A 24793-nucleotide genomic window follows, 5' to 3' on the forward strand; every position below is an offset into this window, starting at 1 on the left:
GTCGTCGCCGGCGCGCCCGCTGTGACACGCCGAACGGGCAGCCTATCGGCTCCCCACCACCACCTTTGACCTCAGTGGCAGCTCGCGGGAGGAACGGCCCGCGAACACCTCTCGGCGGCCGGAACCCAGCACCCAGGTGTGCCGCTCCGGGTCCCAGGACGACAGTGCCCGGGCGTCGACGTCGACGGTGACCCGCTGCGCCTCGCCGGGCGCCAGGGTGAGCCGCCGGTAGCCGGCCAGTGCGCGCACCGGCTGGTCGAGCCGGAGCTCCGGGGACGGGCCGACGTACACCTGGGCCACCTCGGTGCCCTTGCGGCGGCCGGTGTTGCGGACGGTGAACTCCGCGCGCACCCCGCCGCGCTCCGGCCGGACCGTGAGCCTCTCGTAGTGCCAGGTCGTGTACGAGAGCCCGTGCCCGAAGGGGAACAGCGGCGCCACCTGCTGCGCGTCGTACCAGCGGTGTCCGACGTGGATGCCCTCGGCGTACTCCTGCCGGCCGCCCACGCCCGGGTAGCGCAGCGGGTCGCCGCCGACCGGGGTCGCCCGTTCGTCGGCCGGGAAGGTCTGGGTGAGGCGGCCGCCCGGGTCCACGTCGCCGAAGAGGACGTCGGCGGTGGCGCCCGCGCCCTCCTGGCCCGGGTAGTACATCTGGAGGACCGCCCCGGTACGGGCGAGCCACGGCATGGTCGTGGCGGAGGAGGTGTTGAGCACCACGGTCGTACGGGGGTTCGCCGCGGCCACCGCCTCGATCAGCCGCTCCTGCCCGCCGGGGAGGGCCAGGGAGGTCCGGTCCCGGCCCTCGGTGGCGTCCTCGTAGGCGAACAGGACCACGCTGCGCGCCGATTCCGCGGTCCGCACGGCCTCGGCGAGGTCCGCGGCCCGGATCGCCCCGGTGATGTGCCGGAGCCGGAAGCGCTGGCCCGCGTCCCCGCCCCGGGCGGTCACGGTGAGCCGGTGCGGGCCCGCCTTGAGGGCGAGGGTGCGGCGGCGTACGGCCATCCCGTCGGGTGCGGAGCCGAGCAGTCCGCCCTCGAAGTGCTCGGCCATGCCCTGCCGGACGGGGAACAGCTCCTCGCCGTCGAGCCGCACGACGGGCCGCTGCCCGGTGTAGTGGACGATCAGGGTCCACTCGTCGTCCGCCGCCAGCCGGAACTCGCCCGCGTGGCTCCACTCCCGCCCGGCGCCCACCCGCTGGTCGTCCAGGCCGGCGGCCGGGCTCAGCAGACTCGCGGGGAGCGGCCGTCCGTACAGGTCCTCGCCGACGGCGTGGCGCACGGTGGAGCCGTTCCCGGCCCGCTGACGGAGGGCGGTGAGCGGGGCGGCCGCCCCGTCGGGGACGACGTGCGCGCTGCCACCGCCGCCGACGAACGGCACCTGGGCGGTGGGGCCGATCACCGCGATCGAGCGCGCGGCGGCGCCGGTCAGGGGCAGGGTGCCGGCTTCGTTGCGCAGCAGCACGGCTCCGGCGGTGGCCACCTTGCGGGCGAGCCGGGCCCCGGCGGCGGCGTTGCGCGCGGGCCGGGCGGCGGGCCGGGCCGCCAACAGCCCGAAGCGGTCCATGGTGGTCAGGATCCGGTGGACGGCGAGGTCGACGGAGGCCTCGGTCACGGAACCGCCGCGCACCGCCTCGCGCAGCGGCCCGCCGAAGTGCGTGCCGCCGGGCAGCTCCATGTCGAGGCCGGCGCCGATGGCGGCGACGGTGCTGTGGGTGGCGTTCCAGTCGGACATCACCCAGCCGTCGAAGCCCCAGCTCCCGCGGAGCAGTTCGTCGAGCAGCGGCTTGTTCTCGCAGGCGTGGACGCCGTTGACCCGGTTGTACGCGCCCATCACGGCGCCCGCGCCGGCCGCCACCGCGGCCTCGAAGCCCCGTAGCTCGGTCTCGTGCAGGGTCTGCTCGGCGGCGATCACGTCGACGGTGTCGCGGCCGTGTTCCTGGTTGTTGAGGGCGAAGTGCTTGACGGTGGCGATGAGCCCTTCGTCCTGGACGCCGCGGACCACCTCCGCGACCAGGTCCGCCGTCAGCCGCGGGTCCTCGGCGAAGGTCTCGAAGTTCCGGCCCGCGTACGGGGTCCGGATGAGGTTGGCCATCGGCGCCAGCAGGACGTCCTGGCCGAGCGCGCGGCCCTCGCGGCCGAGGACCCGCCCGTACTCGCGGGCCAGCGCCGGGTCGAAGGCGGAGGCGAGCAGGACGGGCGCGGGCAGTGCGGTGGCGGGCTCGGCTACGTGTACCCCGGCCGGCCCGTCGGCGAGGCGCAGGGCCGGGATGCCCAGGCGCGGTACGCCGGGCACGTAGCCGGCCTGGCCGAGGGGGGCCGGGTCCCGGGCGCCGTGCAGCAGGGCGGTCTTCTCGTCGAGGGTGAGCCGTTCCAGCAGGGCTTCGATGCGGGCGGCTCCCGATCCCGCGGGCCCGGCGGCGGGCCCGGCCGGAGCCCCCGCCGCGGGCGCGGTCGTGCGGGGCCCCGCGCCCGGCGGCACGGTGGGCGCGCAGGCCCCCGTCCCGAGGGCCGCGCCCGCTGCGCCCGCCGCCGCGAGCAGCCGCATCGCCGAACGTCTGGACACGGCCTCGCTCATCGGCGCTCCCTGCGGCGGGGTTCGGCGGGAGCGGCCCGCGCCGGACCGCTCCCCCGCCCACTGTGCGCCGCGCGTGCGCGGGGCCCGTCGAGACGCGCCACCGCGGACGCTCAGGTTCAGCCCTCCGGCAGCGGCGGCAGGGTGTCGGCGGTCCGCCGCGGCTCGTCCTGCCGCTGGATCCGTGCCTCGGTGCGGTGGCCGCGCGCGATGTAGTCCCGTACGACGGCCTCCACCGCGTCCTGCGGAGAGCCGACCCCGGCGAGCACCATCACCTCCACCACGAGCTCGGCATCGAGGCTGATGTTGACCTTGGCCACGGGCGCTCCCTCCATCGTCGTCCGACGGACTCTAGCCGTCGCACGCCCGTGGATTGCGTGGTTCCGCCGCTTCGTGGAGTCGACGCGTCGGGCCGCGGGGCCGCGGGCACGGGAGTCCGGCTACGGGAGCACGGGCAGGCGAAAGGCCCCCGCTCGGCAGAGGCGGGGGCCTTCGCGGCGGCGCCGGGAGCCTATGCGTTGGGGCGCAGGGTCCAGACGACGGTCATCTCGCCGGTCACGGCCTCGTCCTCGCGCTGGATGGCGATGGTGACCGGGAACTCGGGGCGGCCGCCCGCGTCGAGTTCGGCGATGACCTCCGCGGCCGGGCGGCCGAGGGTGGCGGTGGCGGTCACGACGCCCTTGGCGAGCTTCTTGTAGCCGATCTCGGCCTTGACGGCGAGGGGCACGGCGCGGGAGAGCTGGTCGCCGAAGGCGGCCAGGACGATCGCACCGCTCGCGGACTCGGCGAGGGTGAACATGGCGCCGGCGTGCGGGCCGCCGACGTGGTTGTGGTAGTCGGGCTGGTCCGGAAGCCGGACGACCGCACGCTCGGGGGTGGTCTCCAGGAACTGGAGGTTCAGGGTCCGGGCCATCGGCACGGTCGCGGCGAGCAGTTCGCCCACGTTCATCTGATCTGCGCTCATGAAACACGATGTTACCCACGAGTAGATGGCCTTGGCCAGAGCCCGCAAGGGGGCGGCCGTGGCTACCGTGGTCCGCTCCCACTATCGTTACCGGCCATGTGGCCAGGACAGCAGCAGCCCCCCGGGGGCGAACAGAACCCTCAGGACGCGCACCAGAACCCGTACCAGCAGCAGCCGGGGCAGCCGAACCCGTACCAGCCGCAGGCCGGTTACGGATACCCGCAGCAGCCGGGGTACCAGCCGCCCGCGGGCGTTCCCGGCCAGCAGTGGGGCACGCCCCAGCAGCCTCAGCAGCCCCAGGGCGGCGGCGGGAGCCCGTACTCGACCAAGACCGTGGCGATCGTCGCGGCGACCGCCGTCTTCGTGGCCGCCGCCGCGACCGGCGCGTACGTCCTGACCCGGGACGACAAGAAGACCGAGGCCAACGACAAGCCGCCGGTGGCCAGCTCCCCGCCGGCGTCCGAGACGCCCGCCCCGGCCGGCAGCAGCGCCAACCCGCGGGCCGGCGGCACCATGCAGCCCGTCATCCCGGGCTGGAAGGTCGTCGTCAACACCAAGTACAACGTCGCCTACGACGTGCCCCCCGAGTGGAACGTCAACGACTCCGGGGTGTCCCTCTCCATCCACGGCGAGGCCGACGGCAAGCCCGTCATCACGATGTCCGGGACCGCCACCCTCAAGAACGAGTGGTGCACGGTCGACAAGAACGCGGACGGCACCATGGAGAAGTACTCGCTCGCGGACACCGGCGTCAAGGGCGCCCAGGGTGCCAAGGACACGGCCCAGGTGGCCAGCGACAACACCGGCACCTGGGTGTGGGCGGCCTACGCCCAGAAGGAGCCCAAGGGAACGGTGAAGGTCACCGACCCCAAGGAGTACACGACCGCCTCCGGCCTCAAGGGCCACACGGCGGTCGCGACCGCGCCGAACGTGAAGAAGGAGAACAAGTGCTCCTCGGACGGCAAGGCTGTCGGCTTCGCCTTCAAGAACGCCGTCGGTGACTTCGCCAGCTTCGTGATCGTCGGCGCGGCGGGTGTGAAGGACGAGGTCCCGACCGACGTCTCCGACAAGATGCTCAGCTCGATCCGGCTCTCCACCGGCTGATCTCCGCCTCCGCCGCCCCGGGTCCGGGAATCCGTTTGGATTCTCGGCCCGGGGCGGGGATAGTCCGGGGGTGAGTTCTCCCCCCGCCGCAGCACCCCGTACGCCCGCCCGCCGTCGCCGGCCCGACTGGGCGGGCCGCAACTACACCCTGCTCACGGGTGCGGCGGTCGTCACGAACCTCGGCAGCCACGGCGCGCTCATCGCGGCCACCTTCGCGGTGATGGAGGCCGGCGGGTCCAGCGGCGACATCGGACTGGTCGCGGCCGCCCGTACGCTGCCGCTCGTCATCTTCCTGCTCATCGGCGGCGCCGTCGCCGACCGGCTGCCGCGCCACCGCGTGATGGTCGCGGCCAACGCCCTGAACTTCCTCTCGCAGGGCGCCTTCGCGCTGCTTGTCCTCACCGGCGACCCCCAGCTGTGGCAGATGATGCTGCTGACCGCCCTGTGCGGCACCGGCACGGCCTTCTTCAATCCCGCGGCCGAGGGCATGCTGCTGTCCACGGTCTCCGGCGAGCACTCCAACCGGGCCTTCGCGCTGTTCCGCATGGCGATGAACGGCGCGGGCATCGGCGGCGCCGCCCTCGGCGGGGCGATGATCGCCGTCCTGGGCCCGGGCTGGGTCCTGGCCGTGGACGCGGCCGCCTTCGCCGTCGCGGGCCTGCTGCGCGCGTTCCTCGACGTGAGCCACGTCCCCGACCGGGCTCCGGGCGGCGGCCTGCTGGCCGACCTGCGCGAGGGATGGGTGGAGGTCCGGACCCGCCCCTGGCTGTGGAGCATCGTGCTCCAGTTCTCCGTCGTCGTCGCCGTCGTGGGCGCCGCGGAGGCGGTCTACGGTCCGCTGGTCGCCCGGGACCGGCTGGGCGGGGCGGCGCCCTGGGGCGTGGCCCTGGCCTTCTTCGGGGTCGGCACGATCGCCGGGGCCGTCCTGATGATGGCGTGGAAACCGCGCCGGCTGCTGCTGATCGGGACGCTGTGCGTGTTCCCGCTGGCGCTGCCGTCGGCGGGTCTCGCCGTGCCGCTGCCCGTGTGGGGGCTGTGCGCGGTGATGTTCGTCAGCGGGGCCGCGATCGAGGTCTTCGGCGTGAACTGGATGACGACGATGCACCAGGAGATACCGGAGGAGAAGTTCTCGCGGGTCTCCGCCTACGACTGGTTCGGCTCGGTGTCGATGCTCCCCCTGGCCACCGCGCTGGCCGGCCCGGCCGAGACGGCCTTCGGCCGCACCGAGGCCCTGTGGGGCTGCGCGTCCCTCGTCATCCTGGCCACGGCCCTGGTCCTCCTGATCCCGGACGTCCGCCACATGACCCGCAAGACCAAATCGACCACCCTCACCAAACACCCGGCCCCGCCCTCCAGCCCGGCCGCCCCTTCCGGCCCGGCCGCCGCCTCCAGCCCCGCCGGCGTTTGAGGCGCGGGGCGCGGGGCGGAGCCCCGGCAGCGGCGCGGCAGGAGCCGGCTACCCCACCGAGAACGCCCCCTCCGGCGGAGCCGGCGACGGTCCCGCGTCCGCGTCGGCCACCGGCAGCGCCCCCTTTCTGAACCGCACCAGCCCGTCCCCGTACTCCACCCGCGCCGGAAACACGTCCCCCGCGCACCGCCGGGCCAGCGCGGCCACCGGAAGCTCCGCATCGGAGGCCAGGAGCACCGCGTTCCCGAACCGCCTCCCCCGCAGCACCCCCGGCTCCGCGATCAGCGCCAGCTCCCCGAACGCCTCCGCGAAGTTCGCCAGCTGCGCCCGCAGGAAGTCGAACGGCGCCCCGTCCGCCAGGTTCGCCGCGTACAGCCCGCCGGGCCGCAGCACCCGCGCCGCCGCCCGCGCGTACTCCACCGACGTCAGCTGCGCCGGCACCCGCGAGCCGCCGAAGACGTCGGCCACGAGCACGTCCGCGCTCGCCGCGGGCGCCGCCTCCAGCCAGGCCCGGGCATCGGCGGTGTGCACCGTGATCCCGGACCCCGCCGCAAGCGGGAGGTGTTCGGCGACCAGCTCGACCAGGCCCGCGTCGAACTCGACGACCGCCTGCCGGGATCCCGGCCGGGTCGCCGCCGCGTACCGCGGCAGGGTGAGCGCGCCGCCGCCCAGGTGCAGGAGGTCCAGTGCGCGCCCCGGCTCCGACGCGCAGTCCAGGACGTGCGCGAGGCGGCGTACGTACTCGAACTCCAGGTGTTGCGGATCGTCCAGGTCCACGTACGACTGCGGGGCCCCGTCGACGGTCAGCAGCCAGGCCCGCTCACCGTCCACGTCCGGCATCAGCTTGGCGGTGCCCTGGCCCACGTCCCGGATGACCGGGATCTGTTCGTCGCTCACCCCACCATTGTCGGGCCGGTCCGCGACGGGCCGGTCCGCCGGGGGCGGGGCCGGCCCGACCCCCTTCCCGGCTCAGCCGGACCAGACCGCGGCCGCCGCCTCGACGTGCTCGACCGCCTGCGCCAGACCGGCCCGCGCCGCGGGGTCGCGCCGGGCGGGGTCGAGTACGTTGCGTCCGAAGGCCTTGCGGGCCTGCGCCGACGGGCTGATCACCAGCACCCGCGCGCCCGCTTCCCGCAGCCGCGCCGCCTGCGCGGCCGGTGAGGGGACCAGGCCGGAGCCGAGCGAGATCGGCGCGATGACCACGACGCGCGCGTACCCCGCGGCGAGGTCGGCGTTCGTGGCGGAACGGACGCCTCCGTCGATGAACCGCCGTCCGCCGACCGTCACCGGCGGCCACACGCCCGGCACGGCGCAGCTCGCCGAGACCGCGTCGACGAGCCCCGCGCCGCTCTCCCTGTCGAAGTCGGCGGCTTCGCCGGTGAGCGCGTCCACGGCGGTGACCACGAGCCGCCGCTCGGGCCATTCGTGCGAGACCAGCCGGGCCGCGAGCACCTCGCGGCGCTCGGCCTCCGCCGCGGTGTCGGCGGCCAGGGCCATGGCGCCGACCCGCTGCCGGTAGACCGTCGCGTCGCGGGAGCGGGCCATCGCGAGGGCGTACCGCGCGATGACGCCGGCCCCGAGTTTCGCGGCGATCTCCCCGGTGGCGTCGCCGAGCTGGCGCTCGTACAGCTCCTGCACGGACAGCTGCCCGGAGGTGAGCTGGGCGCCGACCACCGAGCCGGCCGAGGTGCCGACGACGAGGTCGGCGGTGGTGAGGTCCACGCCCGCGCGGGCGAGCCCGTACAGGATTCCGCACTCCCATCCCACGCCCGTCAGTCCCCCGCCGCCCAGCACGAGTGCCGTGTCGCCGCCCATCTCCGCCCGCCCCTCTGCTCCGCGCATGCCTGTGGTGACGGCAGTCTGACGCAGCGGCCCCGCCGTCACCACAGAGGGGTCGGTACGGCTCCGACCGCCCGGGTCAGCCCAGGACGGCCGTGACCGTGCCCGCGCCGACCGTCCGCCCGCCCTCGCGGATCGCGAAGCCGAGCCCCGACTCCAGCGGGACGTCCCGCCCGAGCTCGACGGTCATCGTGACCGTCTGCCCCGGCCGGGCCATACCGGCCTCGCCCAGGTCCACGTCGCCCACCACGTCGGCGGTGCGAATGTAGAACTGCGGCCGGTAGCCGGTGGCGATCGGCGTCGTACGGCCGCCCTCGCGCCCGGAGAGCACGTACACCTGCGCGGTGAAGTGCCGCTTGGGCGTCACGCTGCCCGGCGCGGCCACCACGTGTCCGCGGCGCACGCCGTCGCGCGGGACCCCGCGCAGCAGCAGCGCGACGTTGTCCCCGGCCTCGGCGGACTCCATCGGCTTCCCGAAGGTCTCCAGCCCGGTGACGACAGTCTCGGCCGGCTCGCCGTCGCCGCCGAGGATCGCGACGCGGTCGCCGAGGCGGACGCTGCCGCGCTCGACGGCTCCGGTGACGACGGTCCCGCGCCCGGTGATGGTCAGCACGTTCTCCACCGGCAGCAGGAACGGCGCGTCCGTGTACCGCACCGGTGTCGGCACGTAGGTGTCGACCGCGTCCAGCAGCGCCTCGATCGCCCCGGTCCACCGCGGGTCGCCCTCCAGCGCCCCGAGTCCGGAGACCCGTACGACCGGTGCGGCGTCACCGCCGTAGCCGTGCGCGGTGAGCAGCTCGCGGACCTCCAGCTCGACCAGGTCGGTCAGCTCGGGGTCCCCGGCGTCGGCCTTGTTCAGGGCCACGACGATGTGGTCGACGCCGACCTGCCGGGCGAGGAGCACGTGCTCGGCCGTTTGCGGCATGACTCCGTCGAGGGCGGAGACGACGAGGATCGCCCCGTCGAGCTGCGCGGCTCCGGTGACCATGTTCTTGATGTAGTCCGCGTGACCGGGCATGTCCACGTGTGCGTAGTGGCGGGTGCCCGTCTCGTACTCGACGTGCGTGAGGTTGATGGTGATCCCGCGCCGGGCCTCCTCGGGGGCCCGGTCGATGCGGTCGAAGGGCACGAAGGAGGCGCCGCCGCGCTCGGCGAGGACCTTGGTGATGGCGGCGGTGAGGGTGGTCTTGCCGTGGTCGACGTGACCCATGGTGCCGATGTTGAGGTGCGGCTTGGTCCGCACGAAGGCCGTCTTGGCCATGATCGCTTGTCTCTTCCCGTTGCTCGAAGCGTGGACGGGACCCCTGAGCCGAGCCGACCCTCCCCCTGCGGGGTCCGCCGGACGATCCGGGAAGGGTCAGCTTCGTGCGCCGTCGAATGCGGCGAAGGCTTCTGCGGGAAAAGCGAATGCGGCAGCCTTCGGCGCGTCCGCGACTGCGGACGGCGCTGCGGGGAAGGCGAACCGGGACATGCCCCTGATCCTGCCGGACCGCCCCGGGCCCGTCGAATGATTTACCGGGTGAACCGGCGGGCCCTCAGAGGTTCTTGAGCGCCTCGCGCACGGACAGCGGGGACAGGGAGCCGCTTTCGGACGCGACGAAGGCGCGCACCGCGTCGGGGTCGGTCTTCGCGTACTCGCGCAGGGACCAGCCGATGGCCTTGCGCAGGAAGAAGTCCGGGTGCCCGGCCCGGAGGCGGCAGTAGGCGAAGAGGCGCCCGGAATCGGTGGCGGCCTTGTAGCGCAGCTGGTGCAGGAGGGCGGCGCGGGCGAGCCAGAGGTCCTCGTCCTCGATCCACTCGTCCATCACCCGCGCGAGCTCCGGGTCGGCGGCCACCAGCGGGCCGACCGTGTGCGCGGCCAGCAGGTCGACGGTGTCCCACCAGGGGACGGTGACGATCAGGTGCCGGACCACCGGCAGGAGGCCGGAGGAGCACCGGGGGACGTGGCGGCGCAGGTAGTCCACCGCGAAGTAGTGGTACTCGCGCTCCGGGAGCCGCCAGCAGCGCAGCGCGAGCGCCGCGCAGTCCGCCTCGGACGGCTTGGGGGTGTCCCGCATCACCGCCTTCGACAGGTCACGGCGCAATGGTGTCGGGATGCCGAGGAAGGGCGCGACGTCCTTCATGTACGCGGTCATCGCCTCGGCCCGTACGGGGTCGGCGGCTGCCGCGTACGTCCTGGTCAGCCGCTCCAGCAGGGTGTCCGCGAGGGCGCTGGCGGGAACCCTCGGGGGTCGTCGGCCGTTCGGCGGCATGAGGCCCAGATTACGGCGCGACGCCGCATACGTGGGCTAGTCTCCCGGGATGCCCCTCCTCCTCGCGCCGTGGACCCGGCTGTCGCTGCTCGTCGTGCTGCTCGTGGCGGCCGGCGTGTGCGTGCTGCTGTTCGAGCCCCAGCGCCTGCTCTCGGAGGGCTGGCCCCCGGGCCTCCCGGTGGGCACGGCGGTCCTGCTGTTCGCAGCCGCGTACGGGGTGTGCGCGGCGGCCTTCGTGCCCCGCCCCCTGCTGAACCTGGCCGCGGGAGCCGTCTTCGGCACCCAGTTCGGCCTCGTCGCCGCGGTCGGCGGCACCGTCCTGGGCGCCGGGATCGCCTTCGGCCTCGGCCGGATCATGGGCCAGGAGGCTTTGCGTCCGTATCTGCGCGGCCGGTGGCTGGAGGCGGCGGACGGCCAGCTCAGCCGGCACGGCTTCCGCTCGATGCTCGCCGTCCGGCTCTTCCCCGGAGTGCCCTTCGTGGTGGCCAACTACTGCGCGGCGGTGTCCCGCTGCGGCTGGGGTCCCTTCCTCCTCGCCACGGCGCTCGGCGTCGTCCCGAACACCACGGCGTACGTGATCGCGGGGGCCAGCGCCTCCTCCCCCGGCTCGCCCGCCTTCCTCGTCTCCTTCGGCTTCATCGTGGTCTCGGTGATGGCGGCCGGAGCCGTCGCCTGGCGCAAGCGGCACCGCCTGGCACCCCCGCCGGCCCGGGAATCGTCGTACGAGCTGACGCCCCAGCACCCCCCAGTGGTCAGCGGCACTTCGCACGGGCCCTAGCATCGGGGGCGAACTGCCCGACGATCACAAGGACGAGCGCACCCCGACATGAGCTGGTTCGAATCCCTAATCCTCGGTCTCGTCCAGGGGCTTACGGAGTTCCTCCCGATCTCCTCCAGCGCCCACCTGCGGCTGACCGCGGCGTTCGCCGGCTGGCACGACCCAGGAGCGGCCTTCACGGCCATCACGCAGATCGGCACCGAGGCCGCCGTGCTGATCTACTTCCGCAAGGACATCGCGCGGATCATCTCCACCTGGTTCCGCTCCCTGTACACGAAGGCCCTGCGTTCCGAGCAGGACGCCAAGATGGGCTGGCTGGTGATCGTCGGCTCGATTCCGATCGGCGTCCTCGGCCTGGTCTTCAAGGACGCGATCGTGGGCCCGGCCCGCGACCTGCGGCTGACGGCGACCACCCTCATCGTGATGGGCATCGTGCTGGGCGTCGCCGACCGGCTGGCCGCGCGCGACGAGGAGGGTGGGCGGCACCGCGCCATCCGCGAGCGCAAGACGCTCCAGCAGCTGGGCGTCAAGGACGGCCTGGTCTTCGGTCTCTGCCAGGCGATGGCGCTGATCCCGGGCGTCTCCCGGTCCGGCGCGACGATCTCCGGCGGTCTGCTGCTGGGCTTCACCCGCGAGGCCGCGGCGCGCTACTCCTTCCTGCTGGCCATCCCGGCCGTGCTGGCCTCCGGCGCGTTCGAGATCAAGGACGTGATCGAGGAGCCGGGCCACATCTCCTGGGGTCCGACGGTCTTCGCGACGGTCATCGCCTTCTTCGTGGGCTACGCCGTGATCGCGTGGTTCATGAAGTTCATCTCGACCAAGAGCTTCATGCCCTTCGTGATCTACCGGATCCTGCTGGGCATCCTGCTGTTCGCGCTGATCGGCGCGGACGTGCTGAGCCCGCACGCGGGTGAGTCCGGCTCCTAGCGGGCCCCCGCTCCACCGCTTCGTGTGAACCGGAAGCCGCTCGGGAACGTTCCCGGGCGGCTTCCGCGTCGTTGTGCCTGAAGAGACCTGAAGAGACCGGAAGGCAAGCAAGCAGGGGGTGTCCCATGGGTCGAGTGGTACTGGAGCGTTTTCCGGCCGGAAGTCCGAGGGGGAGCTGGCCCGCCGAGGAGTACGCGGCGCAGCGCATGCGGGAGGGGGTGCCGGCCGAGGTGGTCATGGACCTGGACAGCGACGCGTTCCTCGTCGTGGTCCGGCAGCGGGAGGCCCGTTCCGGTCACTGAGCGCCCGCGGGAAGATCCGGTCCGCGCACGCCCCTTGGCGTGCGGCATGCGCAGCCCCACACTGACCCGATGACTCAGCGTGTGGATCTCGCGACGGTAATGGACCGGCTGGCGATCGACGAGGTGGTCACGGGCTACGCGGTGGCCGTCGACGACGGGGACTGGGAGGCCTACCGCGCCCTCTTCACCGCCTCCGGGCGGGCCGACTACAGCTCGGCGGGCGGGATCGAGGGATCGGTCGGGGAGGTCGCGGACTGGCTCGCGGAGACCATGAGGCTCTTCCCCGTGCGTCAGCACCTGATCGTCAACCGGCTGGTCCGGCTGGAGGACCTGGGCGGCTCGCCCGGCGACAGCGCCGAGGTCCGGGCCGACTTCCTCAACCCGATGCGCCTGGCGGGTCCGGAGTTCGACGGCACGGTCACCGCGCCCAACTTCGTCGCCGCCGGACGCTACTCCTTCGCACTGGCCCGCACCCGTGACGGCTGGCGGCTCACCCGCGTCACCGTGCACGAGACCTGGCGGCACATGTCCGCCTGAGCCTGCCGGCCCTGCACTGCACTGCACTGCACTGCCAGACTGGAAGCGGAGGCGCGCCATGATCGCGATGCGGAACGAGTGGATGCCCCGGTGGCGCGCGCCCGCCGCGGTCGCCGCCGGAGCGCTGCCCGCCCTCGCCTTCCCCGCCCCCGCGGCCTGGTGGTTCGCCTACGTCGCCCTCGTGCCCTGGATGCTGCTGCTGAGGTCGGCCCCCACCGGGCGGCGGGCGGCCCTGGAGGGCTGGCTCGGCGGCGCGGGGTTCATCGTGGCCGTCCACCACTGGCTGCTGCCCAGCCTGCACGTCTTCCTGGTGCCGGTGGCCGCCCTGCTGGGGCTGCTGTGGATCCCCTGGGGACTCCTGGTACGGGAGTTGTTCGGCGGGGTCCCCTCGGCGGGCCGGGCGCTGTCCGCGCTGGTCCTCGTACCGGCGGGCTGGCTGCTGTCGGAGCTGGTCCGGTCCTGGCAGGGGCTGGGCGGGCCGTGGGGGCTGCTGGGGGCGAGTCAGTGGCAGGTGCCGCCCGCCCTGCGGCTGGCCTCGGTGGGCGGCGTGTGGCTGGTCAGCCTGCTCGTCGTGGCGGTGAACTGCGCCGTGGTGCTGCTGGTCGCGGTGCCGGGGGCGCGGATCCCGGCGGTGGCGGGGATGACGGGGTGCGCGGTGCTGACCGCGGTGGTGTGGGTGTGGGCGACGGTGCCCACGGAGTCCGGCCGGCTGCGCGTGGCCGTCGTACAACCGGGTCCGGTGGCGGACGGCGCGGACAGCGCGGAGCGGCGGTTCGCGATCGGAGAGCGTCTGACGCGCCCGCTGGCCGGGCAGCGGGCCGACCTCGTGGTGTGGGGCGAGAGCAGTGTCGGCGAGGACCTGACGGCCCGCCCGGACCTGGCCCGCCGGCTGGCCTCGCTGTCGGCGGAAGTCGGGGCTCCGCTGCTGGTGAACGTGGACGCGCGGCGGGCGGACCGGCCGGGGATCCGCAAGAGCGCCGTACTGGTCGGTCCCGCAGGCCCCACCGGCGACCGGTACGACAAGATGCGGCTCGTCCCGTTCGGTGAGTACGTTCCGGCCCGCGCGCTGCTCGGCTGGGCCACCTCGGTCGGCAAGGCGGCCGGCGAGGACCGCGTGGCCGGCACGGCCCCCGTGGTCATGGACCTGCCCGCCCGGCCGGACGGGGCCGGCGGCGCCCCCGCCGGTGTCCGGCTCGGCCCCCTGGTCTGCTTCGAGTCGGCCTTCCCCGACATGAGCCGGCACCTGACCCGGGGCGGGGCCTCGCTGCTCATCGCCCAGTCGGCGACCTCCACCTTCCAGGAGAGCTGGGCCCCGGCCCAGCACGCCTCGCTGGCGGCCCTGCGCGCGGCCGAGAACGGCCGCCCGATGGTGCACGCCACCCTCACGGGCATCAGCGTCGTGCACGGCCCGTCCGGCGAGCGGATCGGCGCGGCCCTGCCGACCTCCGCGAGCGCGGCGGCGGTGTACGAGGTCCCGCTCGCCCGGGGCACGACCCTCTACGGGCGCTTCGGGGACTGGCCGGTGGGGGCCGCCCTCGCCGCGCTCGCGGTGTACTGCGCGGTGGCGGGCGTCCGTTCGCTCAGGAGGCCTGCTCCAGAGCCGACTTCACCACCCGCTCGCACAGCCGGTGGGTGAGCAGCGCGTCCCGGGCGCTGAGGGTCTTGCCCGTCTCGACGGCCTCCAGGAAGTGGTCCACGACCTGCTCGATGCCGCGCTGGCGGGCCACGGACACCCAGTCCCCGCGGCGCCGGACGGTCGGCTGGCCCTTGTGGTCGATGACCTCGGCGAGGTTGACGACCTGCCGCTTGGTGTCCCGGCCGGAGACCTCCAGGATCTCCTCGGTGGAGCCGGACAGCCGGTTCATGATGCCGAGCGCGGTGAAGCCGTCACCGGACAGCTGGAGCACCACCTGGTGCATCAGCCCCTCGCGCACCACGGCCCGGACGTCGACGTGCCCGGCTTCGCCGGGCAGCAGGAAGCGCAGGGTGTCGACGACGTGGATGAAGTCGTCGAGGACCAGGGTGCGCGGGTCCTCGGGCAGCCCGACCCGGTTCTTCTGCATGATGATGAGCTCGCGCGGGTGGTCGGCGCACTGCGCGTAGCCGGGCGCGTGACGGCGGTTGAAGCCGACGGCGAGCGAGACCCGGCGTTCCTCGGCCAGTTCCACCAGCCGCACCGAGTCCGCGAGCTCGTAGGCGAGCGGCTTGTCCACGTACGTCGGCACGCCGGCCCGCAGGAGCCGCGTGACGATCTCGGGGTGGGCCGCGGTCGAGGCGTGCACGAAGGCCGCGTCGAGCCCCTCGGCGAGCAGGGCGTCGAGTTCGGTGTGCCGGCGCGCGGCGGGGACGTGGTGGATCCCGCCGACCCGCTCGAGGGTGGCGGGAGTACGGGTCTGCAGGTGCAGCTCGATCCCGGGGCGGGTGGTGAGGACGGGGAGGTACGCCTTCTGCGCGATGTCGCCGAGTCCGATGCAACCGACCTTCACCGGGGAACCTCCAGGTTGATCCTTGTGGGACTTCAGCAGCTTAATCCCTGGTGGCAGGGGCCCCGTTCACCGAGGATGATCCCCATGACCACCAGTTCCGGATCACATCGCACCGAGCCCGCGACCACCGCCGACGAGCGGGACATGCTCGACGGCTGGCTCGACTACCACCGCGCGACGCTCGCCTGGAAGTGCGAGGGGCTCCAGGACGAGCAGCTGCGCCGCGCCCCGCTCGCGCCCTCCGAGTTGAGCCTCCTGGGCCTCGTACGGCACATGGCGGAGGTGGAGCGGTACTGGTTCCGGGAGATCATGCTCGGCGAGGACCTTCCCGAGCTGCACTGCACCGACGAGGACCCGGACGGCGACTTCCACTTCGCCGAGGACGCCACCTGGGCCGAGAACGAGCAGGTGTGGCAGACGGAGGTCGAACTGGCCCGCCAGGCCGCCTCGGGCCGCTCCCTGGACCTGGTGTCGAAGGCGGAGAGCCACCACCGCGGCGAGGTCTTCAGCCTGCGCTGGGTCTACACCCACATGATCGAGGAGTACGCGCGCCACAACGGCCACGCGGACCTGCTGCGCGAGCAGATAGACGGCGCCACGGGCGACTAGGCCGGATCCGCCGGACACCCGCTGCCCGTCACCCGTGCGGGGTGAATATCCGCTCAGGGTTTTCGCAACGGGGTCTTCGCACAGCAGAGTTGCGCGGGTGCATCCAACCCGAACCACGACAACCCTGCTGCTCGGAGTCGCCTGTGCCGTCTCGGCCGTCTCCGGTTGCGTGAACGTGAGCCCCGGTCCCGTGCAGCCGGCGGTCCCCGCCACCGGCGGGCAGCCCCGTCACGAGCCGCGCGGCGGGCCCGGGGCGGCCCCCGTGGTCGTCCAGGCGCCCGCTCTGGAGGCGCTGAAGGCGGTCCCGGAGCAGCCCGCGCACCCGGTGGCCCCCGCGCCCGCCCGGACGTCCGCCCAGCGCCCTGCCGGCGGGCCCGCCCCGGACGCGCCGCCGGTCCCGGACATCCCGGAGCCGCCGAAGCCGGCCGAGCCCGCGTCCGGGCGTCCTGGCGGCCGCCCGCACCACTCCCGGTCCGACGCCGAGGTGGAGCGCGAGCTGGTGCGGAAGCTGCCGGTGCGGCCGGCCGACGTGTGCGCGCTGGGCCGCCGGCACGGCCGCTGGCACCCGGACAGCCCGGAGGCCCGCATCTGCGCGGGCGTCCACGACGGCTGACCGCCGGACGGCGCTAGGGAGACTGCTCGGGGAACGGACGGGGCCCGGCACCCGGTTCCGTGGCCAGGCGCCGCTCCAGCCGTGCGATGGCCTCGCGTACGCCGTTCCCGTACCCGTCGTCGGGGAGCGCCCCGGTGGCCGCGCGGGCCCGCGCCAGGTGGACGCGGGCGGCCTCGGGGCGCTGGAGCTTCAGGTAGTCGGCGGCCAGGCTGAGGTGCAGGGACGGGTAGAACACGCGCATCGCGAGATGCGGTTCCCGCGGTGCGCTCCCCCCGTCCCGGGGCCCGGTGGCGGGCGGGTCGCGCAGGGCTTCGGCGGCGGTCAGGGCCCGCAGGTCCCAGGCCAGTTCGTCGGCGGGGTCGTCCTGGGCGTCGGCCATGTAGTGGGCGAGGGTGCAGCGGTGGAGGTCGTCGCCCTCCTCGCCGATCTCCGACCAGATCGCGCCGAGCCGGTTGCGGGCCTCCTCGCGGTCCCCGGCGTGCAGCAGCATGACCGCCTGGCCGATCCTGGTCATGACGGCGTCCTCCGACGCCTCCTGCTGCTCCGTCACCGCGGCCTCCGGTCTCGCTCCGCCAGACCTGCTCCGGGTCTGATCATCAAGAAGCTAGCCGGAGGCACCGGCAATGGCGCCGAGGCGCGGTGGGGCGTCAGCCGAGGTCCGGGATCCGCCAGTCGATCGGCTCATGGCCCTGGGCGGCGATGGCCTCGTTGATCTGGGTGAAGGGCCGGGACCCGAAGAACTTCTTGGCCGACAGCGGGGAGGGGTGGGCCCCCTTGACCACGACGTGCCGCTCCTCGTCGATCAGCGGGATCTTCTTCTGGGCGTAGGCGCCCCAGAGGACGAAGACGGCCGGGTCGGGCCGCTCGGACACCGCGCGGATCACGGCGTCGGTGAACTTCTCCCAGCCCTTGCCCTTGTGCGAGTTGGGCTCGGCCTCCCGGACGGTGAGCACGGCGTTGAGCAGGAGGACACCCTGCTCGGCCCACGGCATCAGGTACCCGTTGTCGGGGACGGGCAGGCCGAGCTCCTCCTTCATCTCCTTGTAGATGTTGCGCAGCGAGGGCGGGGTCTTGACCCCGGGCCGCACGGAGAAGCACAGGCCGTGACCCTGGCCGGCGCCGTGGTAGGGGTCCTGGCCCAGGACGAGCACCTTGACCTGGTCGAAGGGGGTGGCCTCCAGAGCCGCGAACACCTGCTCGCGGGGCGGGTAGACCGGCCCGTTCGCCCGTTCCTTCTCGACGAACTCGGTGAGTTCCTTGAAGTAGGGCTGGTCCAGCTCCCCGCCGAGGACGGGGAGCCAGGACTCGGGCAGCATCTGGGTCACGGCGACAACCTCCGGTACAAGTTCGTGCAACTGCTCCAGAACCTACCGGGGGCCACTGACAACGCGTCGGCCGCCCGGGGCGGATGCCCCGGGCGGGGCCGCTACCAGCTGGTCTTGCGGTACAGCTCCCACATCTGCATGGCGGTCTGCGGGTCCAGCGCCCGCTCGGCGCCCGCGATGTCCTCCTGCGCGGCGACGTACAGCTTGCCCTGCCACAGGGGCAGCAGCCGGACGTCCTCGGCGAAGATCTGCTGTGCCTTCTCGAACTGCTGGACCCCGGCGGAGCGGTCGCCGTCGCGGCGGGACTTGGGCAGCAGCTCGGTGAGGATCTCGGTGGACTCGTACGGGGTGCCGACCGCGTTCTCCTTGCCGACGAACGGCGCGATGAAGTTGTCCGGGTCCGGAAAGTCGGGGAACCAGCCACGGCCGAAGACCGGGTACTCCTGGCCCTTGTAGCCCTCCTGGAAGGTCTTCCAGGGCTGGCTGCGCAGGGTGATCCGGAAGAGTCCGCTCTCGTCCAGCTGACGCTTGAGCTCGGTGAACTCCTCGGCGGTGGAGGAGCCGTACCGGTCGGTGGTGTACCAGAAGGTCAGGTCGACCGGCGTGGCCACCCCGGCGTCCTTGAGGATCTTCTTGGCCTTGGGGACGTCGGCGGGGCCGTACTTGTCGTAGTAGGGCGTCTTGTGGCCGACGACGCCCTTGGGGACCATCGAGTACAGCGGCTCCGCGGTGCCCTGGTAGACCTTGGAGACGAGGGTGCCGCGGTCGACGGTCTGGGCGATGGCCTGGCGGACCGCCGGCTTGGCGACGGCGGGGTCCTTGGGGTTGAAGACCAGGTAGCGGATCTCGGCGCCGACGTTCTCGACGACCTGGACGCCCTGCGCGTGCGCGGCGGGGGTCTGCAGGTCCGTGATCTCCGTGGCCGAAAGGCCTCGGTAGGTGGCGTCGATCTCCTTGGCCTTCAGGGCCGCGACCATCTTCTGGGAGTCCTGGAAGTAGCGGATGGTCACCGCCTTGTTACGGCGGTTGGCGAAGCCCGTGTACGTCCCGTTGTTGCCGAGGACGGCCTCGTTGCCCTCCTTGTACGAGTCGAGCACGTACGGGCCGGAGCCGGTGATCTTGCCGTCCTGGCGCACCTTGTCGGCGGGGTAGTCCTTGGGCGCGACCAGCGAGGCGGCGGGCGAGCCGAGGACGTACGGGAAGGTGGCGTCCGAGGTGTTCAGGTGGAAGACGACCGTCAGGGCATCCGGGGTCTCGATCTTGTCGAGGCTTCCGAAGAGGTCCTTCGGACCGACCTTGGAGCCGATCGTCTTGATCCGGTCGAGGGAGTACTTGACCGCCTTCGCGTCGAGCGGCTCGCCGTTGGAGAACTTCAGGCCCTTGCGCAGGGTGCACCGGTAGGCCTGGCTCGCCCCGTCCGTGAACTCACAGTTCTGGGCGGCGTCGGGCTGGGGCTTGGTGGAGCCCGTGGGGAACGCCAGCAGCGTCTGGTAGACGTTCCGGTACAGCTCCCAGGAGCCGTCCCACGCCGCGGCGGGATCGAGGGTGCTCGGTGCGCTCGTGGTGCCGACGACGATCCTCTTGACGTCGCCGTCGTTGTCCTCCGACAGCAGGCCGCATCCGGCGAGCAGGGATATGGACGCAAGGGCCGCAGTGATCTGCAGGCATCTGGTCCGGTTGAACACGTGCACGCTCCTCGATCAGCCAGGGGTGCGGCAGACCCTACCGCAGTGCCCCACGAATCCAATGGGGTGGTTTCGTGGGGCACTTGACCGGTTACGTGCGTATTCAGTACGCATTTGCCTCCCTTTCGGAGGCAAATGTGTCCGACTATCGGTCAGTGCACACCAGCATTGAGGAACATCCCACCATCGACGACCAGAGTTTGGCCCGTGATCCATTCCGCTTGTGCAGATGTAAGAAACGCCGCGGCCCCTCCGATGTCCTCCGGGAGCCCCAGCCGGCCGAGCGGATAGGCCGCCGCGGCCTCCTGCTCCCGGCCCTCGTAGAGCGCCTGCGCGAACTTGGTCTTGACCACCGCGGGGGCGATCGCGTTGACCCGGACACCCGGTGCCATCTCGTGGGCGAGCTGGAGGGTGAGGTTGACCATGGCGGCCTTGCTCATCCCGTACGCCCCGATGAAGGGCGAGGCGGAGACACCGGCGATGGAGGCGATGTTCACGATCGCTCCGCCGTTGTCCTTCTGCCAGGCGTGCCAGGTCCGCTGGGCGAAGCCGAGCGCCGAGATCACATTGGTCTCGAAGACCTTGCGCGCGACCCCGAGGTCCAGGTCCGCGATCGGCCCGAAGACCGGATTGGTGCCCGCGTTGTTCACCAGGAAGTCGACGCGGCCGAAGGCCTCCATCGCGCGCTCGACGGCGACGGCCTGGTGGGCCTCGTCGTGCGCCTTGCCGGCGACCCCGATCACCCGGTCCGCGCCGAGCCGCTCGACGGCCTCCTTGAGTGCGTCCTCGTTGCGTCCGGTGATGCAGACCCGGTCGCCGCGGGCGACCAGCGCCTCGGCGATGCCGTAGCCGATGCCCCGGCTCGCTCCGGTGATCAGCGCGACCTTGCCGCTGTCGATACCGTCGTACGTCATGACGTGCGCCTGCCTCTCGTGATCTCTTCGCTCGTCAGTTGAGCGGGCCGCCGGCGACGTACATGACCTGGCCGGAGACGAAGCCGGCGGCCTCGCCCGTGAAGAAGGCGATGGCGTTGGCGATGTCGTCCGGGCGGCCGACGCGCTGGACGGGGATCTGGGTGGCGGCGGCCGCCTGGAAGTCCTCGAAGCCCATGCCGACGCGGGCGGCCGTCTGGGCGGTCATCTCGGTGACGATGAAGCCGGGGGCGACGGCGTTGGCGGTGACGCCGAACTTGCCGAGCTCGATGGCCAGGGTCTTGGTGAAGCCCTGCAGACCGGCCTTGGCCGCGGAGTAGTTGACCTGGCCGCGGTTGCCGAGCGCCGAGCTGCTGGAGAGGTTCACGATGCGGCCGAACTTGGCCTCCACCATGTACTTCTGACAGGCCTTCGACATCAGGAAGGCGCCGCGCAGGTGCACGTTCATGACCGTGTCCCAGTCGGTCTCGCTCATCTTGAAGAGCAGGTTGTCGCGCAGCACACCCGCGTTGTTGACCAGGATGGTCGGGGCGCCGAGCTCGCTCGCGACGCGCGCGACGGCGGCCTCCACCTGCGCGGCGTCGGAGACGTCGCAGCCGACCGCCAGGGCCTTGCCGCCGGCTGCCGTGATCGCCTCCACGGTGTCCTTGCAGGCCGCCTCGTCGAGGTCGAGTACGGCGACGGCCCGGCCCTCGGCGGCCAGGCGTACGGCGGTGGCGGCGCCGATGCCCCGGGCCGCCCCGGTCACGATCGCGACGCGCTGCTCGGTGGTGGACATGCTGGATCTCCTCGCCCTTGAGAGACGGCCGCCCAGAGGTGAGCAACCGCTTAGTAGCTTCAGCTGAGGAGACGCTAGGAGCCCTGGCACCCGGTGTCAACGGCGACGCTTCCCACCCCGCCGGCACCCACCCGGCCCTGCCGCCCCCATTCAGCCCCGCCGGCGTTCGAGGCGCTGGGGGTCCCCCCGGACGGAGTCTGGGGGAGAGCCCGGGGCAGCGCCCCCGGCAACGGCGCCGCACCCGAACACCCGGCGCACGCCCGCGTCAGCGTCAGCGTCAGCGTCAGCGTCAGCGGACCAGCAGGTCCAGCAACCGCTCCACCTCGGCGGCCGGATCGGCCGTGAGGCCGGTGTGCACCGGCCCCGGCTGCACCACCGTGCTCCGTGGAGCGATCAGCCACCGGAACCGCCGCCCGGCATCGTCACCGGCCGCCTGCCCGGCGGACGCCCCACCCGCGCACACGCCCTCGACCCCGTGCAACGCGGCCCGCACCCCGGCCACGTCCGCCCCCGGATCCAGCGCGAGGAGCTTCGCCTCGTCGAGGTGGGTGCGCGCGGCGACGTACGCGTGCGCCCGGCAGTAGACGATCACACCGGCGTTGAAGCACTCGCCCCGTTCCATCCGGGGCACCACACGCACCAGCGCGTACTCGAACACGTCCCGCTTGGTCACTCGTCGTCGCTCTTCTTCTTGTGGGGCAGGGGGGCGAGGCGTTCGGCCAGCCAGCCCGGCGGACCGGACCGCTGCCTGACCTCGGCCTCCATGGTGATCCTCTCGTGGATCGTGGCCGCGCGCGGCAGCAACGCCTCCACGTAGGCGCGGCGCAGCGCGTCGGTGGAGTCGAAGCCCGGCTCGTCGACCAGCCACTCGTCGGGGACGTCGGCCGCGACCTCCGTCAGGAGTTCCTCGGTCACGAGCGGCGCGAGGGCGGCGGCCGCCGCCTCGATGTCCGGGCCCACGGGGGCCAGTACGTGGTCGGAGGCGTTGTAGGGCTTGGCGGCCGCGGCCCCGGCGGTGGGCCAGTTGTGGTGCCAGATCATGGTGGCACCGTGGTCGATGAGCCAGAGGTCACCGTGCCAGACCAGCATGTTCGGGTTGCGCCAGGACCGGTCGACGTTGTTGATGAGGGCGTCGAACCAGACCACTCGCCCCGCCTCGGCCGGGTCCACCTGGTAGGCGAGCGGGTCGAAGCCGATCGAGCCGGGCAGGTAGTCCATGCCGAGGTTGAGCCCGCCGCTGGCCTTGAGCAGCTCCTGGACCTCCTGATCGGGCTCGCCGAGCCCGATGACGGGGTCGAGCTGCATCTGGACCAGCCTCGGGACGCGCAGTCCCAGCCGCTGGGCCAGGCGGCCGCAGATGACCTCGGCGACCAGGGTCTTGCGGCCCTGGCCGGCTCCGGTGAATTTCATGACGTAGGTACCGAGGTCGTCAGCCTCGACGATTCCCGGGAGCGAGCCGCCCTCACGCAGGGGCGTGACGTAGCGGGTCGCGATCACTTCGGACAGCATCCGCCCAGGTTACGGGGGTCAGGGGGCGGGAGCCCACTGATTGAGGAGCTCTTCGGCCGTGGTGATGGACGCCACCAGGGCGAGGGAGTTGCGGATCACCTCGGCGGTGCAGGAGGCGGGCACCCCGGCGATGGCGTCGGCGGGGACCACGACCCGGTAGCCGAGGTTCACGGCGTCGAAGACGGTGTTGGGGATGGCGATGTTGGAGGAGACCCCGGTGACGACGAGGGTGCGGATGCCGAGATTGCGCATCAGGGCGTCCAGGTCGGTGCCGGCCATCGGGGAGAGCCCGTGCAGCCGGCGGACCACCAGGTCCTGCGCGGCGACGGTGATGGGGGCGGCCACCTCCACGGCCCGGCTCCCGGTCAGCTGCCGCACGGGCAGCCTCTCCGCGGCCCGGAACAGCCGGGCGTTGGTGTTCGCCCCGAGCCCGTCGGGCCGCCGCTCGGCGACGGCGTGCAGCACCTGTACGCCGGCCCCGCGCGCGGCGTCGACCAGCGCGGCCACCCGCTCCAGCATCCCGGAGTCCCGGGCCTCCTTGGCGAGCTCGGGCAGGGCGCTCTCCTCGCCCACGACACCGTTCTGGCACTCGACGGTGAGCAGCGCGGTGGCGGCGGGATCGAGATCCGGCATGGCTCCCCCTGGCGTGGCGACGGAAGAGCCCTCATGATTCCTGACACACAGTCAGATGTGAAGGGGTGCAGGACGGATGGACGAGTCACGAACCGGGACCTCGCAGCGGCGGGGCCGGCGCATCATGATGAGCGACGCGGAAGTGGACTCCTTCCTGCGCGAGCGGAAGACCTGCCGGGTCGCGACGGTCTCCCCCGACGGGCGGCCACACGTGGGCGCCCTGTGGTTCGCCTGGGACGGCAGCTCGCTGTGGCTGTACTCGATCACCCGCAGCCGCCGCTGGTCCGACCTGCGCAAGGACCCTCGGATCTCGGTGGTCGTGGACTCGGGCGAGTCCTACGACGAACTGCGCGGGGTGGAACTGTCCGGCAGCGCCGTCTTCGTGGGCGAGGCCCCGCGCACCGGCGAGCCCTGCCCCGAACTGGCGGAGGCCGAGCGGATCTTCCCGGTCAAGAACTTCGGCATCGAGGAGATGCCGCACGACGGGCGGCACGCCTGGATCCGCCTGACCCCCGACTCGATCGTCTCCTGGGACTTCCGAAAGCTCTAGGACCTGCCCGGGCGGGAGGGGCCGACTACCGGAGTCCGGCGGCCGCCAGCCGGAGGGCGTCGACCGCGGCCCGGATCGAGGGCCTCCGGTCGGCGTCCGCGCGCCAGACGGCGTACACGTGGCGGCGTACGGCGTCGCAGACCGGCAGCAGGCGCACGCCCGGCGGCACCGGGCCGCGGCCCAGCTTCGGCGCCACGCACACGCCCAGTCCGGCCTCCACGAAGGCCAGCTGGGTGTGGTGCTCCTCGGCGATGTGCGCGATGCGCGGCTCGACGCCCGTACCGCGCAGGGTGAAGACCAGCCACTCGTGGCAGAACTGCCCCTCGTTCCAGGAGATCCAGTCGTCGTCGGCGAAGTCGGCGAGCGAGATCCTGCTCTCGCCGGCCAGCGGATGGCCGGCCGGGACCGCGATGTCGACGGAGTCGTCGAGCAGGTGGGTCCGGGTGAGCTCGGCGGGCACCGGCATCCGCTTGTTGTGCCAGTCGATGGCCAGCGCCAGGTCGAGGTCCCCGCGCACGACGGCGGCCATGCTCTCCTCGGGCTCCTGCTCGCGCACCCGCGCCCGCACGTCCGGGTGCCCGGCGCGCAGCGCGGACAGGGCCTGCGGCAGCAGTCCGCGCATGGCGGTCGGGAAGGCGCCGATCCGCAGCTCGCCGACGGCGCAGCCGCGCTGGGCCTCGACATCGGCCTGGGCGAGCTCCACCTGGGAGATGATCCGGGCCGCGTGGTCGGCGAGCAGCCGCCCGGCGTCGGTGAGCCGGACCCCGCGGCCGTTCCTGGCCAGCAGCGGCTGACCGACCTCGCGCTCCAGCTTGGCCATCTGCTGGGACACGGCGGAGGTGGTGACGTGGAGCCCGTCGGCCGCGCCGCTGACCGAGCCGTGGCGGGCGAGGGCATCGAGGGTGCGCAGGCGCTCCAGGTTCAACATGTAAGAGATGCTACGCCGTCGACTGGAGAAACTCTCGCTTGTCCTACGAAGTTGACACGAGCACAG

27 protein-coding genes are annotated in these 24793 nt (G+C 72.9%); 10 read left to right on the plus strand and 17 right to left on the minus strand.

Translation table 11 applies throughout. The features are described 5' to 3' along the window. Positions 1–42: 42 nt before the first annotated feature. The 3 genes from ACZ4VT_RS22055 to ACZ4VT_RS22065 all read right to left on the minus strand — a co-directional run bounded on the left by ACZ4VT_RS22055 (position 43) and on the right by ACZ4VT_RS22065 (position 3532). Entirely contained in the window at positions 43–2571 is a 2529-nt protein-coding gene (locus ACZ4VT_RS22055; RefSeq protein ID WP_467951927.1) for a beta-glucosidase, read from the minus strand. A gap of 116 nt (positions 2572–2687) precedes the next feature. Then, a complete protein-coding gene (locus ACZ4VT_RS22060; RefSeq protein ID WP_351590690.1) occupies positions 2688–2888 on the minus strand; it encodes a type II toxin-antitoxin system VapB family antitoxin in 201 nt (66 codons plus the stop codon). Positions 2889–3079: 191 nt separating this feature from the next. Continuing rightward, positions 3080–3532, minus strand: a complete 453-nt coding sequence (locus ACZ4VT_RS22065; protein WP_181382609.1) for a DUF4442 domain-containing protein — start codon at positions 3530–3532, stop codon at positions 3080–3082. Positions 3533–3628: 96 nt separating this feature from the next. On the opposite strand from ACZ4VT_RS22065, the gene ACZ4VT_RS22070 reads away from it, so the two are divergent. Both ACZ4VT_RS22070 and ACZ4VT_RS22075 read left to right on the plus strand, forming a co-directional pair. After that, positions 3629–4636 (plus strand): DUF8017 domain-containing protein, encoded by a 1008-nt coding sequence (locus ACZ4VT_RS22070; protein WP_467951929.1) that lies wholly within the window; start codon positions 3629–3631, stop codon positions 4634–4636. Between the two features lie 70 nt (positions 4637–4706). Next, a complete protein-coding gene (locus ACZ4VT_RS22075; RefSeq protein ID WP_467951931.1) occupies positions 4707–6044 on the plus strand; it encodes an MFS transporter in 1338 nt (445 codons plus the stop codon). A 48-nt stretch (positions 6045–6092) separates the two neighbouring features. On the opposite strand, the gene ACZ4VT_RS22080 is transcribed toward ACZ4VT_RS22075, so the two are convergent. From ACZ4VT_RS22080 to ACZ4VT_RS22095, 4 genes are all read right to left on the minus strand, one after another. Further along, on the minus strand, positions 6093–6884 hold the full coding sequence (locus ACZ4VT_RS22080) for a spermidine synthase (RefSeq protein ID WP_467951984.1): 792 nt from the start codon (positions 6882–6884) through the stop codon (positions 6093–6095). Between the two features lie 129 nt (positions 6885–7013). Next, on the minus strand, positions 7014–7886 hold the full coding sequence (locus ACZ4VT_RS22085; protein WP_467951933.1) for a patatin-like phospholipase family protein: 873 nt from the start codon (positions 7884–7886) through the stop codon (positions 7014–7016). Between the two features lie 76 nt (positions 7887–7962). After that, positions 7963–9144, minus strand: a complete 1182-nt coding sequence (gene tuf / locus ACZ4VT_RS22090) for an elongation factor Tu (RefSeq protein WP_362807153.1) — start codon at positions 9142–9144, stop codon at positions 7963–7965. Between the two features lie 274 nt (positions 9145–9418). Beyond that, on the minus strand, positions 9419–10135 hold the full coding sequence (locus ACZ4VT_RS22095) for a DNA alkylation repair protein (protein ID WP_467951936.1): 717 nt from the start codon (positions 10133–10135) through the stop codon (positions 9419–9421). A 49-nt stretch (positions 10136–10184) separates the two neighbouring features. Between ACZ4VT_RS22095 and ACZ4VT_RS22100 the strand changes: the two genes are divergently transcribed. From ACZ4VT_RS22100 to lnt, 5 genes are all read left to right on the plus strand, one after another. After that, positions 10185–10913 carry a TVP38/TMEM64 family protein gene (locus tag ACZ4VT_RS22100; protein ID WP_467951938.1) on the plus strand — a complete coding sequence of 243 codons (729 nt, stop codon included), beginning with the start codon at positions 10185–10187 and terminating at the stop codon, positions 10911–10913. 48 nt (positions 10914–10961) lie between these two features. After that, a complete protein-coding gene (locus ACZ4VT_RS22105) occupies positions 10962–11840 on the plus strand; it encodes an undecaprenyl-diphosphate phosphatase (protein ID WP_467951939.1) in 879 nt (292 codons plus the stop codon). A gap of 125 nt (positions 11841–11965) precedes the next feature. Continuing rightward, positions 11966–12142 (plus strand): hypothetical protein, encoded by a 177-nt coding sequence (locus ACZ4VT_RS22110; RefSeq protein WP_319729209.1) that lies wholly within the window; start codon positions 11966–11968, stop codon positions 12140–12142. Between the two features lie 69 nt (positions 12143–12211). Beyond that, positions 12212–12679 (plus strand): nuclear transport factor 2 family protein, encoded by a 468-nt coding sequence (locus ACZ4VT_RS22115; RefSeq protein WP_467951941.1) that lies wholly within the window; start codon positions 12212–12214, stop codon positions 12677–12679. Positions 12680–12737: 58 nt separating this feature from the next. Further along, complete coding sequence (gene lnt / locus ACZ4VT_RS22120; RefSeq protein ID WP_467951943.1) at positions 12738–14315, plus strand: apolipoprotein N-acyltransferase; 1578 nt, start codon at positions 12738–12740, stop codon at positions 14313–14315. Here lnt and ACZ4VT_RS22125 read toward each other — a convergent pair. Beyond that, positions 14260–15165, minus strand: coding sequence for a Gfo/Idh/MocA family protein (locus tag ACZ4VT_RS22125; protein WP_467951945.1), 906 nt, complete (start codon positions 15163–15165; stop codon positions 14260–14262). The two genes, lnt and ACZ4VT_RS22125, sit on opposite strands and share 56 nt — an antisense overlap. An 84-nt stretch (positions 15166–15249) precedes the next feature. Here ACZ4VT_RS22125 and ACZ4VT_RS22130 point away from each other — a divergent pair, with 84 nt between their 5' ends. Both ACZ4VT_RS22130 and ACZ4VT_RS22135 read left to right on the plus strand, forming a co-directional pair. Next, positions 15250–15774 (plus strand): DinB family protein, encoded by a 525-nt coding sequence (locus tag ACZ4VT_RS22130; RefSeq protein WP_467951947.1) that lies wholly within the window; start codon positions 15250–15252, stop codon positions 15772–15774. 97 nt (positions 15775–15871) lie between these two features. After that, positions 15872–16387, plus strand: coding sequence for a hypothetical protein (locus ACZ4VT_RS22135; RefSeq protein WP_467951949.1), 516 nt, complete (start codon positions 15872–15874; stop codon positions 16385–16387). Between the two features lie 13 nt (positions 16388–16400). Here the strand turns inward: ACZ4VT_RS22135 and ACZ4VT_RS22140 are convergent, their stop codons facing one another. The 8 genes from ACZ4VT_RS22140 to ACZ4VT_RS22175 all read right to left on the minus strand — a co-directional run bounded on the left by ACZ4VT_RS22140 (position 16401) and on the right by ACZ4VT_RS22175 (position 23249). Then, on the minus strand, positions 16401–16937 hold the full coding sequence (locus tag ACZ4VT_RS22140) for a hypothetical protein (protein WP_467951951.1): 537 nt from the start codon (positions 16935–16937) through the stop codon (positions 16401–16403). A 97-nt stretch (positions 16938–17034) separates the two neighbouring features. Next, the gene (locus ACZ4VT_RS22145) at positions 17035–17703 is read right to left on the minus strand and encodes a uracil-DNA glycosylase (protein ID WP_467951986.1); all 669 of its coding nucleotides are present in this window, start codon (positions 17701–17703) and stop codon (positions 17035–17037) included. Between the two features lie 110 nt (positions 17704–17813). Then, entirely contained in the window at positions 17814–19397 is a 1584-nt protein-coding gene (locus ACZ4VT_RS22150) for an ABC transporter substrate-binding protein (RefSeq protein ID WP_467951953.1), read from the minus strand. 152 nt (positions 19398–19549) lie between these two features. Beyond that, positions 19550–20311: an SDR family oxidoreductase gene (locus ACZ4VT_RS22155; protein WP_351304811.1), complete on the minus strand. Its 762-nt coding sequence runs from the start codon at positions 20309–20311 to the stop codon at positions 19550–19552. A 34-nt stretch (positions 20312–20345) separates the two neighbouring features. Next, positions 20346–21107 carry a 3-oxoacyl-ACP reductase FabG gene (gene fabG / locus ACZ4VT_RS22160; protein ID WP_362807120.1) on the minus strand — a complete coding sequence of 254 codons (762 nt, stop codon included), beginning with the start codon at positions 21105–21107 and terminating at the stop codon, positions 20346–20348. A 289-nt stretch (positions 21108–21396) separates the two neighbouring features. Beyond that, entirely contained in the window at positions 21397–21780 is a 384-nt protein-coding gene (locus ACZ4VT_RS22165) for a DUF3037 domain-containing protein (RefSeq protein WP_362807117.1), read from the minus strand. After that, positions 21777–22616, minus strand: coding sequence for a HipA family kinase (locus ACZ4VT_RS22170; RefSeq protein ID WP_467951955.1), 840 nt, complete (start codon positions 22614–22616; stop codon positions 21777–21779). Before ACZ4VT_RS22170 ends, ACZ4VT_RS22165 begins: the two co-directional genes overlap by 4 nt. Positions 22617–22634: 18 nt before the next feature. Further along, the gene (locus ACZ4VT_RS22175) at positions 22635–23249 is read right to left on the minus strand and encodes a cysteine hydrolase family protein (protein WP_467951957.1); all 615 of its coding nucleotides are present in this window, start codon (positions 23247–23249) and stop codon (positions 22635–22637) included. Between the two features lie 76 nt (positions 23250–23325). On the opposite strand from ACZ4VT_RS22175, the gene ACZ4VT_RS22180 reads away from it, so the two are divergent. Then, positions 23326–23799 (plus strand): pyridoxamine 5'-phosphate oxidase family protein, encoded by a 474-nt coding sequence (locus ACZ4VT_RS22180; protein WP_467951959.1) that lies wholly within the window; start codon positions 23326–23328, stop codon positions 23797–23799. Between the two features lie 25 nt (positions 23800–23824). On the opposite strand, the gene ACZ4VT_RS22185 is transcribed toward ACZ4VT_RS22180, so the two are convergent. Continuing rightward, positions 23825–24727, minus strand: coding sequence for a LysR family transcriptional regulator (locus ACZ4VT_RS22185; protein ID WP_467951961.1), 903 nt, complete (start codon positions 24725–24727; stop codon positions 23825–23827). Positions 24728–24793 lie beyond the last annotated feature (66 nt).

It is taken from the genome of Streptomyces sp. NPDC029164 (assembly GCF_055563995.1).

Excerpts from the sequence above, each read along its gene's own strand:
- ACZ4VT_RS22055 (WP_467951927.1), bottom strand. The coding sequence starts at position 2,571 with ATGAGCGAGGCCGTGTCCAGACGTTCGGCGATGCGGCTGCTCGCGGCG.
- ACZ4VT_RS22065 (WP_181382609.1), bottom strand. The coding sequence starts at position 3,532 with ATGAGCGCAGATCAGATGAACGTGGGCGAACTGCTCGCCGCGACCGTG.
- ACZ4VT_RS22070 (WP_467951929.1), top strand. The coding sequence starts at position 3,629 with ATGTGGCCAGGACAGCAGCAGCCCCCCGGGGGCGAACAGAACCCTCAG.
- ACZ4VT_RS22080 (WP_467951984.1), bottom strand. The coding sequence starts at position 6,884 with ATGCCGGACGTGGACGGTGAGCGGGCCTGGCTGCTGACCGTCGACGGG.
- ACZ4VT_RS22085 (WP_467951933.1), bottom strand. The coding sequence starts at position 7,886 with ATGCGCGGAGCAGAGGGGCGGGCGGAGATGGGCGGCGACACGGCACTC.
- tuf (WP_362807153.1), bottom strand. The coding sequence starts at position 9,144 with ATGGCCAAGACGGCCTTCGTGCGGACCAAGCCGCACCTCAACATCGGC.
- ACZ4VT_RS22095 (WP_467951936.1), bottom strand. The coding sequence starts at position 10,135 with ATGCCGCCGAACGGCCGACGACCCCCGAGGGTTCCCGCCAGCGCCCTC.
- ACZ4VT_RS22100 (WP_467951938.1), top strand. The coding sequence starts at position 10,185 with ATGCCCCTCCTCCTCGCGCCGTGGACCCGGCTGTCGCTGCTCGTCGTG.
- ACZ4VT_RS22105 (WP_467951939.1), top strand. The coding sequence starts at position 10,962 with ATGAGCTGGTTCGAATCCCTAATCCTCGGTCTCGTCCAGGGGCTTACG.
- ACZ4VT_RS22110 (WP_319729209.1), top strand. The coding sequence starts at position 11,966 with ATGGGTCGAGTGGTACTGGAGCGTTTTCCGGCCGGAAGTCCGAGGGGG.
- ACZ4VT_RS22115 (WP_467951941.1), top strand. The coding sequence starts at position 12,212 with ATGACTCAGCGTGTGGATCTCGCGACGGTAATGGACCGGCTGGCGATC.
- lnt (WP_467951943.1), top strand. The coding sequence starts at position 12,738 with ATGATCGCGATGCGGAACGAGTGGATGCCCCGGTGGCGCGCGCCCGCC.
- ACZ4VT_RS22130 (WP_467951947.1), top strand. The coding sequence starts at position 15,250 with ATGACCACCAGTTCCGGATCACATCGCACCGAGCCCGCGACCACCGCC.
- ACZ4VT_RS22145 (WP_467951986.1), bottom strand. The coding sequence starts at position 17,703 with ATGCTGCCCGAGTCCTGGCTCCCCGTCCTCGGCGGGGAGCTGGACCAG.
- ACZ4VT_RS22155 (WP_351304811.1), bottom strand. The coding sequence starts at position 20,311 with ATGACGTACGACGGTATCGACAGCGGCAAGGTCGCGCTGATCACCGGA.
- fabG (WP_362807120.1), bottom strand. The coding sequence starts at position 21,107 with ATGTCCACCACCGAGCAGCGCGTCGCGATCGTGACCGGGGCGGCCCGG.
- ACZ4VT_RS22170 (WP_467951955.1), bottom strand. The coding sequence starts at position 22,616 with ATGCTGTCCGAAGTGATCGCGACCCGCTACGTCACGCCCCTGCGTGAG.
- ACZ4VT_RS22175 (WP_467951957.1), bottom strand. The coding sequence starts at position 23,249 with ATGCCGGATCTCGATCCCGCCGCCACCGCGCTGCTCACCGTCGAGTGC.
- ACZ4VT_RS22180 (WP_467951959.1), top strand. The coding sequence starts at position 23,326 with ATGGACGAGTCACGAACCGGGACCTCGCAGCGGCGGGGCCGGCGCATC.
- ACZ4VT_RS22185 (WP_467951961.1), bottom strand. The coding sequence starts at position 24,727 with ATGTTGAACCTGGAGCGCCTGCGCACCCTCGATGCCCTCGCCCGCCAC.